General features: G+C 40.8%; 15 protein-coding genes. 9 read left to right on the forward strand and 6 right to left on the reverse strand.

The annotated features are described in order from the left end of the window. Positions 1-69: 69 nt before the first annotated feature. The 5 genes from J7338_RS05380 (at position 70) to J7338_RS05400 (ending at position 4,975) form a co-directional block, all read left to right on the forward strand. Positions 70-1,950 carry a methyl-accepting chemotaxis protein gene (locus tag J7338_RS05380; RefSeq protein ID WP_210796103.1) on the forward strand — a complete coding sequence of 627 codons (1,881 nt, stop codon included), beginning with the start codon at positions 70-72 and terminating at the stop codon, positions 1,948-1,950. A 189-nt stretch (positions 1,951-2,139) separates the two neighbouring features. Continuing rightward, entirely contained in the window at positions 2,140-2,580 is a 441-nt protein-coding gene (locus tag J7338_RS05385) for a hypothetical protein (protein ID WP_182758646.1), read from the forward strand. 373 nt (positions 2,581-2,953) lie between these two features. Beyond that, positions 2,954-3,343 carry a hypothetical protein gene (locus tag J7338_RS05390; protein WP_182735066.1) on the forward strand — a complete coding sequence of 130 codons (390 nt, stop codon included), beginning with the start codon at positions 2,954-2,956 and terminating at the stop codon, positions 3,341-3,343. A 144-nt stretch (positions 3,344-3,487) separates the two neighbouring features. Further along, a complete protein-coding gene (locus tag J7338_RS05395) occupies positions 3,488-4,180 on the forward strand; it encodes a hypothetical protein (protein ID WP_182758645.1) in 693 nt (230 codons plus the stop codon). A gap of 438 nt (positions 4,181-4,618) precedes the next feature. After that, positions 4,619-4,975 carry a hypothetical protein gene (locus J7338_RS05400; protein WP_210796104.1) on the forward strand — a complete coding sequence of 119 codons (357 nt, stop codon included), beginning with the start codon at positions 4,619-4,621 and terminating at the stop codon, positions 4,973-4,975. Between the two features lie 194 nt (positions 4,976-5,169). Here J7338_RS05400 and J7338_RS05405 read toward each other — a convergent pair whose 3' ends face one another. The 5 genes from J7338_RS05405 to priA form a co-directional block, all read right to left on the reverse strand. After that, positions 5,170-5,544, reverse strand: coding sequence for a gamma-butyrobetaine hydroxylase family protein (locus J7338_RS05405; RefSeq protein WP_210796105.1), 375 nt, complete (start codon positions 5,542-5,544; stop codon positions 5,170-5,172). 61 nt (positions 5,545-5,605) lie between these two features. Further along, positions 5,606-6,934: an HslU--HslV peptidase ATPase subunit gene (hslU, locus tag J7338_RS05410; RefSeq protein WP_210796106.1), complete on the reverse strand. Its 1,329-nt coding sequence runs from the start codon at positions 6,932-6,934 to the stop codon at positions 5,606-5,608. 11 nt (positions 6,935-6,945) lie between these two features. Continuing rightward, positions 6,946-7,464 (reverse strand): ATP-dependent protease subunit HslV, encoded by a 519-nt coding sequence (gene hslV, locus J7338_RS05415; protein WP_145238496.1) that lies wholly within the window; start codon positions 7,462-7,464, stop codon positions 6,946-6,948. Between the two features lie 80 nt (positions 7,465-7,544). Beyond that, positions 7,545-8,075, reverse strand: a complete 531-nt coding sequence (locus tag J7338_RS05420) for an SPOR domain-containing protein (RefSeq protein WP_149982624.1) — start codon at positions 8,073-8,075, stop codon at positions 7,545-7,547. A 21-nt stretch (positions 8,076-8,096) separates the two neighbouring features. Next, complete coding sequence (priA, locus tag J7338_RS05425; RefSeq protein ID WP_210796107.1) at positions 8,097-10,283, reverse strand: primosomal protein N'; 2,187 nt, start codon at positions 10,281-10,283, stop codon at positions 8,097-8,099. Positions 10,284-10,516: 233 nt separating this feature from the next. Between priA and rpmE the strand changes: the two genes are divergently transcribed. Both rpmE and J7338_RS05435 read left to right on the forward strand, forming a co-directional pair. Next, positions 10,517-10,729 (forward strand): 50S ribosomal protein L31, encoded by a 213-nt coding sequence (gene rpmE / locus J7338_RS05430; RefSeq protein ID WP_145238505.1) that lies wholly within the window; start codon positions 10,517-10,519, stop codon positions 10,727-10,729. Positions 10,730-11,292: 563 nt separating this feature from the next. Beyond that, positions 11,293-12,534, forward strand: coding sequence for a malic enzyme-like NAD(P)-binding protein (locus tag J7338_RS05435; RefSeq protein ID WP_182760696.1), 1,242 nt, complete (start codon positions 11,293-11,295; stop codon positions 12,532-12,534). Between the two features lie 109 nt (positions 12,535-12,643). Here J7338_RS05435 and metJ read toward each other — a convergent pair whose 3' ends face one another. Next, positions 12,644-12,964, reverse strand: a complete 321-nt coding sequence (gene metJ, locus J7338_RS05440) for a met regulon transcriptional regulator MetJ (RefSeq protein ID WP_016709540.1) — start codon at positions 12,962-12,964, stop codon at positions 12,644-12,646. A 235-nt stretch (positions 12,965-13,199) separates the two neighbouring features. Between metJ and metB the strand changes: the two genes are divergently transcribed. Further along, a complete protein-coding gene (gene metB / locus J7338_RS05445) occupies positions 13,200-14,462 on the forward strand; it encodes a cystathionine gamma-synthase (RefSeq protein ID WP_210796108.1) in 1,263 nt (420 codons plus the stop codon). A gap of 6 nt (positions 14,463-14,468) precedes the next feature. Beyond that, the gene (gene metL, locus J7338_RS05450) at positions 14,469-16,814 is read left to right on the forward strand and encodes a bifunctional aspartate kinase/homoserine dehydrogenase II (RefSeq protein ID WP_210796109.1); all 2,346 of its coding nucleotides are present in this window, start codon (positions 14,469-14,471) and stop codon (positions 16,812-16,814) included. The last annotated feature ends 12 nt before the right edge of the window (positions 16,815-16,826 follow it).

The raw sequence follows: 16,826 nt of genomic DNA on the forward strand, positions 1-16,826 counted from the left end.
TAATGTAAGCCAATTGTGTGTTATTTAACTATACTAACTTGCAGTGATTTATTTTAAAGGCTGTTGTTAATGAGTTTACTCCAAAATTTGACTATTAAACGTCGTTTACAAGTCAATGCATTAGTTGTTGGTCTCGCTATGGTCGTTATGTTGTGCGCCATTATTTATGAGGCACGTATTATGCTGAAACTAAATGAAACGATTCAGTATGCTGAAAAGCTCGATATACATGAACTGTCAATGCGTAAGTACGAAAAAGATTTTTTGTCTTATAAGCAAGAAAGTAGCTTAGAGTTATTCGATAAAGAATATGAGCTGTTGCAGGTTAAAATTAAAAGATTGGTTGAACTATCAAGAGAACTTGATATTGCCACTGCGCAAGTTGAGCAATTTGCAGTACTTGCCAAGCGATATAATGACGACTTTCAAAAGGTTGTATCATTACAGAAGACAATTGGTTTGCACCCCAAAGATGCGCTGTATGGCGAACTGCGAGATGCTGTGCATCAAATGGAAACGTTGTTAGACAAACAAGATAACTATCATTTACTCACTTTGATGTTGCAGCTTAGACGTTCTGAAAAAGATTTTATGCTGCGTCTTGATCTTAAATATTTAACACGTTTTGAAGATGGTGTCTCGCAGCTAGAGCGCCAAATTAGCAAGGAAAACGTGGCTTCAAGTGACCAATCTGAGCTGTTACGTTTACTTGCAATTTATAAAAGTAAGTTTAAATCGCTAGTTGATAGTCAAGTTGCACTCGGTCTGGATTTGAACTCAGGTGCGCTTGGGGAAATGAGAGAGAGCGTTAAGCAAAGTGATGATTTGGTTACTTTAATTACAACTGCAACTAAGCAACAAGTTGAATCTACAGCTGCACAAACGCAAATGCTCGCTATCGTAATTTTTATTGTTGCCAGCTTACTGGTGATGATCTTGGTGTACTTGACAAGTCGCTCGATTATCGTTCCAATTGAGCGGGTTTACCACACCATCAATGAAATTCGTCGCAACAATAATTTAAGGCTTGTTATAGAACACAGTGGTAAAGATGAAGTAACCACTATGACGATTGATTTTAATAGTCTTATAAATGACTTCAAAAAACTGATCTACGAAGTGAATACTGCTTTAACTACACTAAATATAGCGACCGATCATTTGTCTGAGACCACCGCCGCAACCAGTTCAGGTATGCAAGAGCAATTGCACGAAGCGGATATGGTTGCAACCGCCGCCACTGAAATGCAGGCGACTATTCAAGATATTTCGCATAATACTGAAGCGGCAGCTAAAAAGGCAGAATCAACCAATCAAAGTGCTCAACAGGGGCGCAAAGAAGTTGAAGCAACGGTTAAGCAGATCAATCAATTATCTGATTCACTGGGTGATGCGTCTACTGTGGTATCACAGCTTGAAAAAGACGGTGAAACCATTGGTTCAGTATTGGATGTTATTCGTGGTATTGCTGAACAAACCAATTTACTAGCACTCAATGCCGCAATCGAAGCGGCGCGCGCCGGAGAGCAAGGCCGAGGCTTTGCTGTTGTCGCTGATGAAGTGCGTTCACTTGCACAGCGTACTCAAGAGTCAACCAAAGAGATTGAGAGTATTATCTCGATTTTACAAGGGCGTACTCAAGAAGTCGTAAGCATAATGCAACGATGCCGAACACAAGGCGGCGAAAGCGCAGCACAAGCAACAAAAGCGGGTGAACTACTGAACTCTATTACCGAAGATGTGCAAACTATTATGGAAATGAGCACGCATATTGCCACCGCAATTGACGAGCAAAGCCAAGTTGCTTCTGAGGTGAATAAAAACGTCGTGCGTATTCGTGATATCGCCGAAGATGCCTCAGCCCATTCAGCAACAAACGCACAAACTAGCGAAGAAGTATCAGAGCAAGCAAGAGTACTTTATAAAGCAATAGATAAGTTTAAGGTTTAAAAACAGCAGCTAGGTTCTAGGGTTTAGGCGCTAGGAGTTAGCTGAGCTTTAAGCGCTAAGCCATAAGTTTTAAGCAGCCCTGAGTTGTTTGAAAGTTATGGCTTTTTTGTTTTCACACTTTTTTATTTTTAGGTTAAAGGTTACTCTCAGTTTTATTTCTCGACGATAAACCAGTTAATTGGAGCCTCTTTGCTAAAGTGTAATCAGTGTGCGGCTAAAAAAGATTTCAAAATACATTTTTGGATGTCAAAAATAGACATGGTTGGGTTTATCTTTCTCAGCCTTTGTTTATCTATACCCATTGGGATTGTGGCTTTCTTAGCTGAGGAGTCGCAAAGTTTTGCTCGCTTTATTGCTTTTGCCGTTCTAATTTTTGCCGCAATTAAAAAACACGAAAAAGTGGTTGCACTTTTAATCGTTGAGTTTGTTATTGACTGGGCTCTTGATAAGGCTGGAATGTATGAGTTTAACTTAATGGTTGCAACAGCATTTATCCTCACATTCATAAAAATTGGCAGTAAGGTTTATGGATTCTTTTTTCAATGTGTGAATTATAAGTTTGATTTAGACATCTTTTGTCCAAAGTGTAATAAAACATATAAAAAAGTTAGGCTACCAGAGAGCAAGTGATAGCTAACTTAAAGTAAATAGGCAAGGGCGATATCAATCTTTTTACTCTAAAGTGCAGTGCTTTAAATAATAGAAAAGTTATGATTATTTGTAGTGGCTCATATCTTATCTTACAGTTTCGATAAATAGACTTGGACTTCACCTAACTGGCATTTATGAGCAAAAGCGGTCGCTGGTAAAAGTTAAACTTAGTCCTGTTTTGATGAGTAGGATCCTAATTTTGTCTGATAACATTATTAACCGCCGTTTTGATGCAAAATAACAAGCTTTGAATTTTAGCTATTTTAATTACTTGTTTACAAAGGTAATTATTGGTGGAATTATAAGAGTATATAATATAAACCGTTTTGGTGTGTTATAAGCACGGATGGATATGAGAGCACTTTATTTACTTTTATTTTTAGTTTCTATCAATGTAAGTGCTGATGCTTACTTTCCCAGCTGCTTTGAGTCCTCTACTTTTGAGAGGAATGGTAAAAAGCTATTTATTACACCAGATGATTTGTTAAACCGTCCTAATTGGGGCTTAGGTGATGGCGAACCACCAATATCAATTGGTAGTGCAACAGAAAAAGTTATGTCATTTCTTCGTGATAAATACAGTGTTGAAGAAGTGATTTTTGCATTTGTTCACCTAAAGAGCCAAGTTTGTTCAATAGACCAGGAAATGCAAATAGTTTGGTTTTACGTTTTCGCTGCTGACTCACCAATTAGTCTTGTTGGTATCTCAATGACTGGACGATTGATTGAGGCCGTAGAATGACATTTTGGAAATATGCTTCTAACAAACCAAGTCATCGGAAAATCACTCACTGGCTGCGCTAAAACGTTCGTGTGTTTTCCGCTGCTTGTGGCATTATATTTCATGAGAATTTTGCTTTCATCTATGCTATCAAAGGGGTTATATATGGATCTTGAAAAACAAATCAAAGTATTTAAAGATTTAGGCTACGAATTCGCAGAAGGTGTAACTAAAGAGCTAATTCTTCGTGATGTATATGAAATGACATGGGAAGAAGAAACGGAAAAACATATTGAAGAGAACCCTTTTTCAATTTTATATTATTTCTATGGATGGAGAGATTCTGCTGTAAAAGGACGCAATTATACAGATGATTGTATTTGGTACGATTTAGAGTTCTTTGATTCTAGATCTGAATATAAATGGTTTATGGAAAGAATGGGAGTTATTACCCATGGTGATATGATTTTTTCAGATATAACAATAGATACAGATTCAGATGATTGGGAATGGATTGATTTTAAAGTTAACGGTATACCTAAGCGATGGAAATTGGAGAAAACGGGCATAATACCAGATCATTTTGTAGAACGTTTTTCATCTTTAAATAAAGAATTAGGTTTTTCGCGACAGTTTACCTATTACGATAATGGCGGGCAACAATGGGTCATTGATTATGCTAACAAATCAGAACAAAAAGAATTTAATGAAAAAACAGGTTTAAATAGAGAGTGGCTAGGTGAAGGAAATCATTTTAAAGCTCTTCCAGAAAGCCATGATGAAGTACCATCTAAAACTCTACAGCAAAAATTTGTGAGTATATATTCAAAGTTAGCTAGTAGATTTCAAAGTCAATAACAAAAGAAATATAACACATATGAGCCTTAACTCTGTCAATAGGCACTAGTGTTCTTTTTGACCGTCAATTCTAAATCAATAAATAAATTTGTTTACTTCGTCTGACGATGTGGCTGTTAAGGCAGTAGCTTAAGGCAGACACATATAAGCGCAACGTAATAGCCTTCATGTTATTGGCGCAGCATTTGCTTATTTTCCTCTTAAGCGCAGCGCCTCTTAACCGCTTTGTAAATAATTCACTAAATTTTTTGCACAAAGAGAAGGGAATGAGAAGTAAATGAGGGAAACTTAGCGTTTAGTATTGGCATGCTTAAATAATCGATAATCTAACACGAATATTACTAAGTGATTGAATCAAAATAGCAACTCCGCTATGGTTAATACATCAATAAAAATAAATTAAAAACGAGTTAATCAACAGGCTCGTTAGGTTTTATAATGTTCTGGAAAATTGGTCATTCAAAATATTTGATCGTAAATTTAGAAAAGGAAACTGAAGAATGGTGCCATTTCAAAATGGATGGCAATGTTTTTCATAAGTCTATTTCAGGCTTTGTGGTAAATAGTGAAGGCGAAATGGTCCAAGAATTGAAAATGTATCAAGCATATTCAATTAGTGATACATATTCAATTCTACCACTGTACAATATTTATAAGAATAAACTTTATGAAAGTCATATAAGTCAAACAGGGATGTATGCCCCAGAGTTCCAGACAGAAGTGATCTACCAAGAAGTACATAAGTGCTCAGAGAATGACTTACCTAAAAGCGCGGAGCTATTTAAATCTAAGTGAACGTATGTTAATTGAATTGGCACACATGCGACTGTCAGATTTGATTGAATCTCATCTGTTCAGAGCATTTTAGGGCTTATTAAAACCTAAAACCTAGTTACTTCTCGTTACGCTTCACTGCACTCAACCACAACCACATAACCAACTTTAACGCCGAGCAACTTACAGCTTACAGCTTAAAGCTCGCAGCTAACCTAAGGTACAAACTTGATCGGTACACTGTCTTTATTGGCTTGATGTTCTGCGAGGCGTTGTTGGTAGGTTTGCCATAAATCGTCATGTTGGGCTTGTAGATGGCTGAAATATGCCCAGCTAAATAAACCGCTGTTGTGGCCATCGTCAAAGTCTAAACGCAGTGCGTAGTGGCCGACTGGCTCGATGCTTTTGATGCTAACCTGCGATTTACCGAGTACCAATTTCATTGGTTCGTTACCATGGCCTTGTACTTCGGCAGACGGTGAATGAACACGTAAAAACTCACTACTAAAAGTACATTGGGTGTCATCGTCAAAATAGACATCAAGGGTTTTGCTAACGGTATGATGATGTACCTTGATAACTTGTTTCATTGTTATGCCTGTGTATTGAGCCTAGAACTTAGAGCCTGGGCCCTAAGTTCTAGTTTTAAAATTAAAGAATAAAGCGACTTAGGTCTTCATCTTCAACCAGTGCACCTAAATGCTTCTCAACATAGGCGGCATCAATGACTAAACTGGTGCCAGCTTGCTCTGATGCATCATAGGAAATTTCTTCCATCAGTTTTTCCATTACCGTATGTAGGCGACGTGCACCAATGTTCTCGGTTTTTTCATTAACTTGCCATGCCGCTTTGGCAATGCGTTCGATGGCGTCATCGCTAAACTCTACACTTACTTGCTCTGTTTTAAGTAGTGCATGTTGTTGCTCGGTCAGTGAGGCATGTGGTTCGGTTAAAATACGTTTAAAGTCGTCAGCGGTTAATGCTTCAAGCTCTACACGAATAGGTAAGCGACCTTGTAGTTCTGGGATCATGTCAGATGGTTTTGCCATTTGGAATGCGCCAGAGGCAATAAACAGCATATGGTCAGTTTTCACCATGCCATGCTTAGTGCTCACGGTTGAGCCTTCAATCAGTGGCAGTAAGTCACGCTGTACGCCTTCACGGCTTACGTCTGGACCTGATGATTCTCCGCGTTTACAGATTTTGTCTATCTCGTCGATAAACACAATACCGTTTTGTTCGGCTGCGAAGATTGCTTGCTCTTTTAGCTCTTCAGGGTTTACTAATTTAGAGGCTTCTTCTTCAACCAATAATTTAAACGCTTCTTTAATTTTAAGTTTGCGTTTAGTGCGCTTGTCACCCGCCATATTTTGGAACATGCCTTGCAGCTGGTTGGTCATTTCTTCCATACCAGGTGGTGCCATGATCTCAACATTTGGTTGTGCTTGGGCTAAATCAATATCAATTTCTTTATCGTCTAATTGACCTTCGCGTAATTTTTTACGGAAGATCTGACGCGTTGAAGAGCCTTCGTCGCGTTGGCTTTCACCAGACGAATCTTTAGCTGGGGTCAGTAGTGCGTCTAAAATGCGTTCTTCGGCAGCTTCTTCTGCGCGATGTTTGAATTTTTTAGTTTGTTGTTCACGGGTCATTTTGATTGATACATCAACCAAGTCGCGAATGATGGTTTCAACTTCTTTACCAACATAGCCCACTTCAGTGAACTTAGTCGCTTCGACTTTAATGAAAGGCGCGTTGGCAAGTTTTGCTAAACGACGGGCAATTTCAGTTTTACCAACACCGGTTGGACCGATCATCAGGATATTCTTCGGCGTTACTTCTGTGCGAAGATCTTCATCTAATTGCATGCGGCGCCAGCGATTACGAAGGGCAATAGCCACTGCTTTTTTTGCTTTTGCTTGACCAATTATATGCAGGTCAAGTTCATGAACGATTTCTCTGGGAGTCATATCAGACATAGCAGTTCCTATTACAATTCTTCGATGGTTTGAAAGTTATTTGTGAATACACAAATGTTGCCGGCAATTGTCAGGCTTTTTTCAACAATTTCGCGGGCGCTTAAATCGGTGTTTTCAAGTAGGGCTGTTGCAGCTGATTGGGCAAAGTTACCACCACTACCAATGGCAATTAAATCATTTTCAGGCTGCACAACATCACCGTTACCAGTAATTATCAGTGAAGCTGTGGAGTCGGCAACAGCAAGCAATGCTTCGAGTTTGCGCAAGGCGCGATCGCTACGCCAATCTTTAGCCATTTCAACAGCGGCTTTGGTTAGATTGCCTTGGTGCATTTCAAGCTTGCTTTCAAAACGTTCGAACAGGGTGAAGGCATCAGCAGTGCCGCCAGCAAAACCAGCGATCACTTTGCCATTATAAAGGCGTCGAACTTTGCGGGCGTTGCCCTTCATTACGGTGTTACCAAGTGAAACTTGGCCATCGCCACCAATGACGACTTTATCGCCGCGACGTACACTTACAATAGTGGTCATGTTATTCCTCATCATCGAGTCGCAGGGGCGACTCGTTAAAAGCGATTGATGATGAGTTAATATGGGTTAATGGGCTAAAATCAAGTCCAATTCCAAATTCCGCAACCAGTTATTTTGCTACGCTTTAGTTTGTTTTTATCACTTTCGGCTAAACGTTTGGTTTTATAAGGACCTAAACGTACTTTATACCAGACACCGTTAGTGCCGGTTGTTTCACGAATTTCGGCGATTAATCCGGCAAATGCGATTTTAGCTTTTAAGGTTTCTGCTTGGCCATGGGTTCTGAACGAGCCGCATTGCATTACATAAGGGCCTTTTTGTTCAAGCTCTCTTACTTCAACTTGAATTTCATGCTCTTTGATTTCTTTTATGAATTCAGGAGGGCGTGGTTTAGGCAACTCTTGTTGCACTTTTGCAGGTGTTGGGTTTGCTTGCTGTTCAACCAGCTTTGGATCTGCATTGGTTTTGACATACCATAAACCAAAACTAAAACCGCCAACTAGTAGTACGGTAACCAGTACTAATAATACGGGGAATGGTTTTTTCGGTGGCGCTGTTTTTTTGCTATTACGGTTGCCCGGTTTTTTATTAATAAAATCGTGTTGTGCCATGGTGGTATTGGGCTTCTAACCTTAAATCATATCTATTGGATCTACATCTAAGCTCCATCGCACCTTTTGCGCTAATTTACTGGTACTTAAGTAGTCTACCATTTGCGCGAGATATTGGTGTAATAGAGGGCGTTCGAGCGCTTGAATATGCAATTGAAAGCGATATTTCCCTGCAATTCGCTCGAGCGGTGCAGGGATCGGACCTAGCAATTGTATACCAGTTAGACCCTGGACTGGAACTAAATCTGTTAAAAAATCGACCACTTGTTTTATATTGTGACCTTCGGCGCGGACAATCGCCATATTAGTTATTGGTGGTAGCTGTGCGTCATCGCGCTCTTGCAGTGCAAAACGGGCGAAATCTTGATAACCATTATTGACTAAATCTTGTAATAAAGGATGTTCGGGAAAGTGAGTTTGCAATAATACATGACCCGGTTCGCCACTGCGCCCAGCACGGCCAGCCACTTGAGTAACCAATTGTGCTAAATGCTCTGTGGCGCGAAAGTCGCACGAGTACAAGCCGCCGTCGACATCAAGGATCAATACTAAGCTCACATCAGCAAAGTGATGACCTTTGGCAAGCATTTGGGTGCCAACTAAAATCCGTGCACCGCCTTGGTTTATATCGTCTAGGGCTTTTTCTAAACTGCCTTTACGACGCGTTGAGTCGCGGTCAATCCGGCTAATCGGGGTATCAGGAAACTCGGTTGTTAAAAACTCTTCTATTTGTTCGGTGCCTTTGCCGTTAGGAAATATTTGTGTACTACCACAGTCTGGACACTGATGCGGCACGCGTTCTTGCTCCCCGCAGTGATGGCAAATCATCTGGCCGATGGCCTTGTGAAAAGTCGCGCTTGTGCTGCAACGTGTGCACTCACTTAACCAACCACATTCATGGCAAATCAGGGTAGGCGAAAAACCGCGACGGTTTAAAAATACCATCACTTGTTTGCCTCGTTTTAAATGCTGACGCATAGTGGCAAGACTGGCATGGGCTATACCAGCTTGATCCGGCTGGCCTTTCATATCAATCAGCTGAAATTTATTGTCGGTACTGGTTTGCGCACGTTGCGTTAGGCTCAGCAGTTGGTATTTATTATGAATTGCCTTATGCAAGGTTTCGAGCGCCGGGGTTGCTGAGCCTAAGATCAGCGGTATTTTATGTTGAAAAGCGCGGTATGCGGCTAAATCACGGGCATGGTAACGTAAGGTATCTTGTTGTTTAAATGAACCGTCATGTTCTTCATCAACAATGAGCATACCAAGCTTTAAAAATGGTAAAAAGATACTCGAACGTGTACCAATCACAATTGCGCAACTGGCTTTTTCACAAAAGCGCCAAGTTTGTAAGCGTTCGTTATCGCTCAGTGCTGAATGCCACAGCATAATCGGCGTATCAGGAAAGCGACGACGAAATCGATTAACCGTTTGTGGCGTAAGGCCAATTTCAGGCACGAGTACGAGTGCTTGTTCACCGCGTTTTAAAACTTCTTCAAGGCATTGTAAGTAAACCTCGGTTTTACCACTGCCAGTGACACCTTCTAGTAAAAAGCTATTGAAACCGACCGCTTGATTAATGGTGGTACAGGCTACTGCTTGCTCTTTATTTAGAGTCGGCTTAGTGCCTACGGTGGGAAGTTGTTGTTGCCATTGGTTGTCGTGTTCAATCGTTTGGCTGATCAGCTCTTTGTTAAGTAAGCTGTCGATGGTTTTTTTACTAAACCCCAGCGCTTTTAATTCTGTAAGTGATGATTTACCTGAATCTGCCAGTTGTTTGAGTAAGCTTAGTTGGCTCTTTGCTTTTAAAGATGGTAATTTAGCGCCTTTTTCAGTTAGTGCCACCATACTAATACTGCTTTTATCTGGGCACAGTCCTTGACGCAGCGCGCCAGGCAGGGCGATATGAATTGTTTCACCTAGTGGGTAGCAATAATAGCGTGCAGTAAAACGCAATAATTCGATATGTCGCTCTGATAAAACGGCTTCATCATCAATCACTTCAAGCACTGCTTTAAGTTTATTAACTGGCACATCGGTGTTGGTTTTTAGCGCCAGTACTACCGCAACTTTGCGCTGATTACCAAATGGCACCCACACCCGCGCACCGACTTTAGGCATCACCGATAAAGCATCGAGTTGCTCTGGAATGCGATAATCAAAGGTGCGATGCAACGGTACTTTTATAGCAACTTCAACAAAACTCATAACAACCCAAACAAGAACGAATAAGGGAGTTAATGTACTAAAATTATGGCTGAAAACCTACCTGCAAATATCTTCTTTAAAACTTTTGTTCATTTTATTAGCAAAAACGACATTTAAAGCTTGTAGCAAGTGGGGTTGTTGCTTAGAATACGCGTCCTAAATAATTTGTTTTAACGACGTATGGTGCCAGACTTCGGGTTTGGAGAGCGATGCGGCCTTAACTAGAGGTTTCTATGAAAGAAGGTATTCACCCTAAGTACGAAGTAATTTCAGCATCATGTTCATGTGGAAATAAATTCGAAACTCGTTCTACTCTGTGTAAAGACATTCACTTAGACGTATGTTCTGCGTGTCACCCGTTTTACACTGGTAAGCAAAAAGTTTTAGACACAGGTGGCCGTGTTGATCGCTTTAACAAGCGTTTCGGTTCACTTAGCAGCAAGTAATTCTTGTTGTTTTGTCGGAAAAAGCACCTTAGGGTGCTTTTTTTTATGCCTGCTATTTATTAAAAACACCGCCTTTTAGTCTTTATTTCTTGCTCTAGTGCTCCAGTTTACGCATTCATTATGTTGTGACTATTTCCCACTTTTATATTCAGTATAGCGAACAAATAACAGACAAATAGTGATTTGTTGACTATATTGTCATTCTCTTTAAAACGATAAATTAAACGGTTTTGTCGGTAAAGTTAGGTTTTTTGCGGTTAAATGTTGTTAACGTCTTACTTTGATGGTTTTTAGTCATAGGCCATTATTGTTGCTTTAAAGCGTTACATAATAAGCATTTTAAGAAGGGTTTTTTGATGCTTTGTGGCGTTTTTATAGTCGAAAATTGAAGGTTTTTTGCAAAAATTGCTGACAAAACGCATAAAATTAACGGATATAGCATATAACAGGATAGACCTGATATTGCTTGAATTTAATTATAATCTAGGTATTGTTCCCTATAAGATATTAGAACTGCTTACTCTCACTTTCAATTTAACTTACTTGCAGGATAAAATCGCGTTATGTCAGACTTTCGTGAACAAGCTTTACATTACCATTCGCACCCCGTTCCAGGAAAAATAAGCGTTGAGCTTACAAAGCCAGCTGAAACCGTACAGGATCTTGCACTCGCATACAGCCCCGGTGTTGCAGAACCGGTACGTGAAATAGCTGCTGATCCCGCCAATGCCTACAAATACACAGGTAAAGGCAATATGGTTGCGGTTATTACTAACGGCACTGCCATTTTAGGTTTAGGTAACTTAGGTCCATTGGCTTCAAAACCGGTTATGGAAGGTAAAGCGTTATTGTTTAAACGCTTTGCGGGTCTAGATTCGATAGATATTGAGGTGAAACACAATACCACCGAAGATTTCATCAATACAGTTGCTAACATCGCTGATACGTTTGGCGGTATTAACTTAGAAGACATTAAAGCCCCAGAGTGTTTTGAAATAGAAAAAGCGTTGATCGAGCGTTGTAGCATTCCAGTGTTCCACGACGATCAACACGGTACCGCGATTGTAACGGCCGCAGGTATGATCAACGCACTTGAAGTACAAGGCAAAGAAATCGAAGATGCGATTATCGTTTGTTTAGGAGCCGGTGCCGCAGCAGTTGCGTGTATGGAGCTACTGATCAAGTGTGGCGCATTGCGTGAACATATTTACATGTTAGATCGTAAAGGCGTTATTCATACTCGTCGTGATGATTTAAATGAGTACAAACAGTTATTCGCTAACAATACCGATAAGCGCACACTGCAAGATGTTATTGCTGATGCTGATGTATTTGTTGGTGTATCTGGCCCGAATTTACTTTCTCCTGACGATCTTAAGTTAATGGCTGATCGACCTGTCGTGTTTGCCTGTTCAAACCCAGATCCAGAAATCTCACCAGTGCTTGCTCATGGTGCTCGCGATGATTTAATCATGGCAACGGGTCGTTCAGATTATCCAAACCAAGTTAACAACGTGTTGTGTTTCCCATTTATTTTCCGTGGTGCGCTAGATGTGCGTGCTAGTAAAATTAATGACGAAATGAAAATTGCTGCGGTTGACGCTATTCGTAGCATTGCTAAAGAACCAGTACCTGCGGAAGTACTAAAAGCGGCGGGTGTTGAGAAACTTGAATTTGGTGCGCAGTATATTATTCCAAAACCGATGGATCCGCGTTTATTACCGCGCATTGCCAAAGCAGTAGCGCAAGCGGCAATTGATTCTGGTGTTGCACAAATTGATATGCCGGAAAACTACATGGAGTAGCTGCTCAGCTGCAATTTGTAATGGCACAATAATAAAAACCTCAGTAAGGTAAGTTACTGAGGTTTTTTTGTAGCCAATTCCTGAAGCAGGAATGTATATAAATGATAACTTAATCTTCGTTGAGTACAGGTACTTCGAGACCCATCTCAAGCATGATTTTTTTCACTTCTTCAGGCACTTTCTCTGGATTATCTTTACGTAAATCTTCATCGTTTGGCAGTGGTTGGCCAGTAAATGCGTGTAAAAATGCTTCACAAAGTAATTCGCTATTTGTTGCATGGCGAAGATTATTAATTTGACGACGAGTACGCTCATCAGTCAAAACTTTTAATACATTTAGCGGGATCGAAACGGTGATCTTTTTAACTTGTTCTGATTTTTTCCCGTGTTCTGCGTATGGGTGAATATATTCACCATTCCATTTAGCCATAGGATGTATCGTTGCCTCAGGTTGTTAATTGTTTGCGCGACCTTTTGCAGCGCAAAGATGGCGAAATTCTATCGTGTTAAAAAAGATAGTCAAATACTTGTTTTTTAGCCATCTAGCAGCTTAAATGTTTTTACTTCTAATCTTGCGGCTAAAAGCACATAAATGCTTTGACTTATTCAACTTGATCCTCTAACCTTTTAGACGTCTAAACATCCATTTAATAGTAGGTGACGGTATGAGTCAAAAGAATAAAGCAACCATTGCAGTACGCAATGGTATTGATGCAGATAAACATCACGGTGCGGTTGTGCCTCCTATTCATTTATCGACCACCTACTCATTTGCTGATTTTGATAAAAAGCGCCAATATGATTATGGCCGCAGCGGCAACCCAAACCGAGACTTACTCGCTGAAACGCTCGCCAAGCTTGAAGGTGGCGCTAAGGGTATTATCACTGCAACGGGCATGGCTGCGGTACATTTAGCTACTCAGCTGCTAAACAGTGACGATACCTTAGTGATCCCACATGATTGCTATGGCGGTAGTTACCGCTTATTTACTTCACTTGAAAAGCGTGGCTTATTAAAGTTAGTGGTTTTAGATTTAACTAAATCTGAAAATCATCAAAAAATTCTTGAGATAAAACCAAAGTTGATTTGGATTGAAACACCAAGTAACCCTATCCTACGCTTAACCGATATTAAAGCGATCACCTCGATTGCTAAGCAGTGCGGTGCATTGGTTGGTGCGGATAACACATTTTTATCACCGGCTTTGCAAAACCCAATTGAGTTTGGTGTTGATATTGTGGTGCATTCGACCACTAAATATATTAACGGCCACTCAGATGTTGTTGGTGGCGCGGTGATTGCCGCTACTCAAGAGTTGGGTGACGAGCTTGCTTGGTGGGCTAATAATATTGGTATTACTGGTGCGCCGTTTGATAGCTACTTAACGTTACGTGGCCTGCGTACCTTAAATGTCCGTTTACGCCAGCATCAAGAAAATGCCTTTATTATTGCCCAGTATTTAGAAAGCTCGCCTTATGTAAGCCAAGTATATTACCCTGGATTAGTATCTCATCCACAGCATGAACTTGCTAAACAGCAGCAACGTGGTTTTGGTGGTATGGTAAGCTTTGATATCAAGGGTGATGTTAACGATGCTGCGGTATTTTTAACCAGCCTTGAAGAGTTTAGCTTGGCTGAGTCATTAGGTGGGGTTGAGAGTTTAATTTGTCACCCAGCAACTATGACTCATGCAGGTATGGAGGCGACTGCTCGTCTTGCGGCGGGAGTCGGTGATACCCTGATCCGTATTTCGGTGGGCATTGAAGATGTGAAAGATTTAGTCGCTGATTTAGAACGAGTATTTAATAAAGTGAAGCCTGGTCAGGGGCTGCATGCAGCTGCTGCATTAACATCAGTTTCGCAACAACAAGATGAAGTGCAATCAAGCTCATTTAAACTGACTTCTGCACATACGGCTTTGTGGTAATAAAAAATGGTAAATGTAGTTCATAAATTTGGTGGTTCAAGTCTTAGTTCTGCGGAGCGTTATCAGGCTGTAGCAAATATTATTTTAGCCCATACGGAAGCTGGTGATTGTGTGGTGGTATCCGCAGCCGGTAAAACCACTAATACGTTAGTTACGCTATGGCAGAGTTACCAGCAAGGTGATCAACAGGCAGTGACTGATATTTTATTGCAGCTTGATAATCACCAACGTACTTTGATCGAGCAGTTGTTGAGTCCAGCAGCGCGACATACGGCATTAAATGTATTAGAACAAGAGTTAGCCTTAATCGCACTGCAAACTCAACAGCAAAGCTTACAGGAAGCCGCACTGCTTGCTCACGGTGAAGTTTGGTCGGCACGGTTATTGGCTAATTATTTAAAACAGTTAAATGTTGCAGCTCAAGATGTTGATGCTCGTCAATTGTTTACTCTTAATGATGGGCAATTATTACATCAAAAAAATCAACAAGCCTGTGCCGAGTTAATTTCAGCCAATTGCATTAACGTTGTTACTGGTTTTATAGCCGCTGATTGCCAAGCAAATACCGTTACTTTAGGGCGCAATGGCAGTGATTACAGCGCGACTTTGTTAAGCAGTTATTGCCATGCTAGTCAGGTATCAATTTGGACTGATACCCAAGGGGTGTTTAGTACCGACCCTCGTAAAGTAAAAAAAGCGATTAAGTACTCAAAAGTATGCCGTGGCCAAGCAAATTTACTGGCGCGTTTGGGCAACCCAGTGTTACATGCTAAAACTCTCTCGCCATTAAAAAATACTGATATCAAGTTAGTCGTTCGCAGTAGTTACGACAGCGAAGCTAGCGCGACAGAAATTGTCAAAGAAGGCTACAGTAAAGCTAAGCGTTTTATCACTACCTTAGAAAATATTGATTTACTGCGTATTGATCAGCTGCGTGGCGGTGAAATTGGCGAATTAAGTCAGCTTATTCAGCACAGCTTGCATCATTTTATTAAAAACGGCGATACCTACTTACTCGTGCCGGCAGTAGCGACTCATCAGGTGGTGAGCCACTTGCAAGGGCGCGCTAATATTATTGAATCGAACTTACATGGTTGCGCTGTTGTGGCGCCACGAAATGATGTAGCGCAATTATTTGAACAAGCAACGCAAGTACTTAGTGAGCAAAGTTTAGTGCCGCGCTTTAGTCATCAAGACGCAGACTACGTATTACTTCTTACAGATCAATCAATTGATAGTGATGTATTGACTATATTGCATGATAAGTTGATCAACAAAGGCCAAGAGCTTGCTATTATTGTTGCTGGCCTTGGTAATGTTGGTGAAGTATTTATTGAGCAACTAAGTCAGCAGCTTAATCGTTTGCAGCAACACTTCAGCGTTAAGCTGGTTGGTTTATTACGCTCGCGCTCTATGTTGTTCAGCCCAAGTGGTATCGTGCTTGAGCAATGGCAGTCACAGTGGCAAAACGAAGCAATAGATTACCAAGAAGCTGATTTACTGACACGTATCAGCGAACTCGATTACGAACACAAAGTACTGATTGATATTACTGCTAGTGAAGCGTTTAGTAAGCTTTACCCGGCGTTTGTAAATTTAGATTGCCATTTGATCAGCGCTAATAAATATGCGGGCACTGCAAATAATGACTGGTATCAAAATTTACGCCGTAATTTAGCTGAGCGTAACTTATTATGGCGTTATAACGCCAGTGTTGGTGCAGGGTTACCAATTAATTTTGCGTTAGCTGATTTACAAAACAGTGGCGACAGTATTACCCATATTGAAGGCGTGTTTTCAGGCACTTTGTCGTGGTTGTGCAGCAGTTATGATGGCGGTGTGGCGTTTTCCGATTTAGTGTTACAAGCTCAGCAAATAGGTTATACCGAACCTGATCCACGCGAAGATTTATCAGGGCGTGATATGCAGCGTAAGCTGCTTATTTTAGCGCGTGAGTTAGGACTCACCTTGGAGCTTGATGAGATTGGCTTAACGCCGTTGATGCCAGAGCAACTAGCGCAAGGTGATTGGCAGTCTTTCCTTGATAACAAGCAGTTACTTGATGACTTTATTGCTGAAAAAGCGCAGTCAGCTGCCAAAGAAAACAAAGTACTGCGTTATACTGGCGCGCTGACAATTACCGATGGAAAAGTAACCGCTAAAGTGGGGCTGGCATACGCAACTCAGGGGGATGCCTTAGCTAACTTGACTCCTGGCGATAATATTTTTGTGATCAACAGCCAGTGGTATAGCGATAATGCGTTGGTGATCCAAGGCCCTGGTGCAGGTAAGGAAGTTACCGCAGCAGGCGTGCATTCTGATTTATATTGGTTAATACAAAACTTAAAATGAGTTCTGAGTTTG

It is taken from the genome of Pseudoalteromonas ostreae (assembly GCF_018069805.1).
Lineage (GTDB): Bacteria > Pseudomonadota > Gammaproteobacteria > Enterobacterales > Alteromonadaceae > Pseudoalteromonas > Pseudoalteromonas ostreae.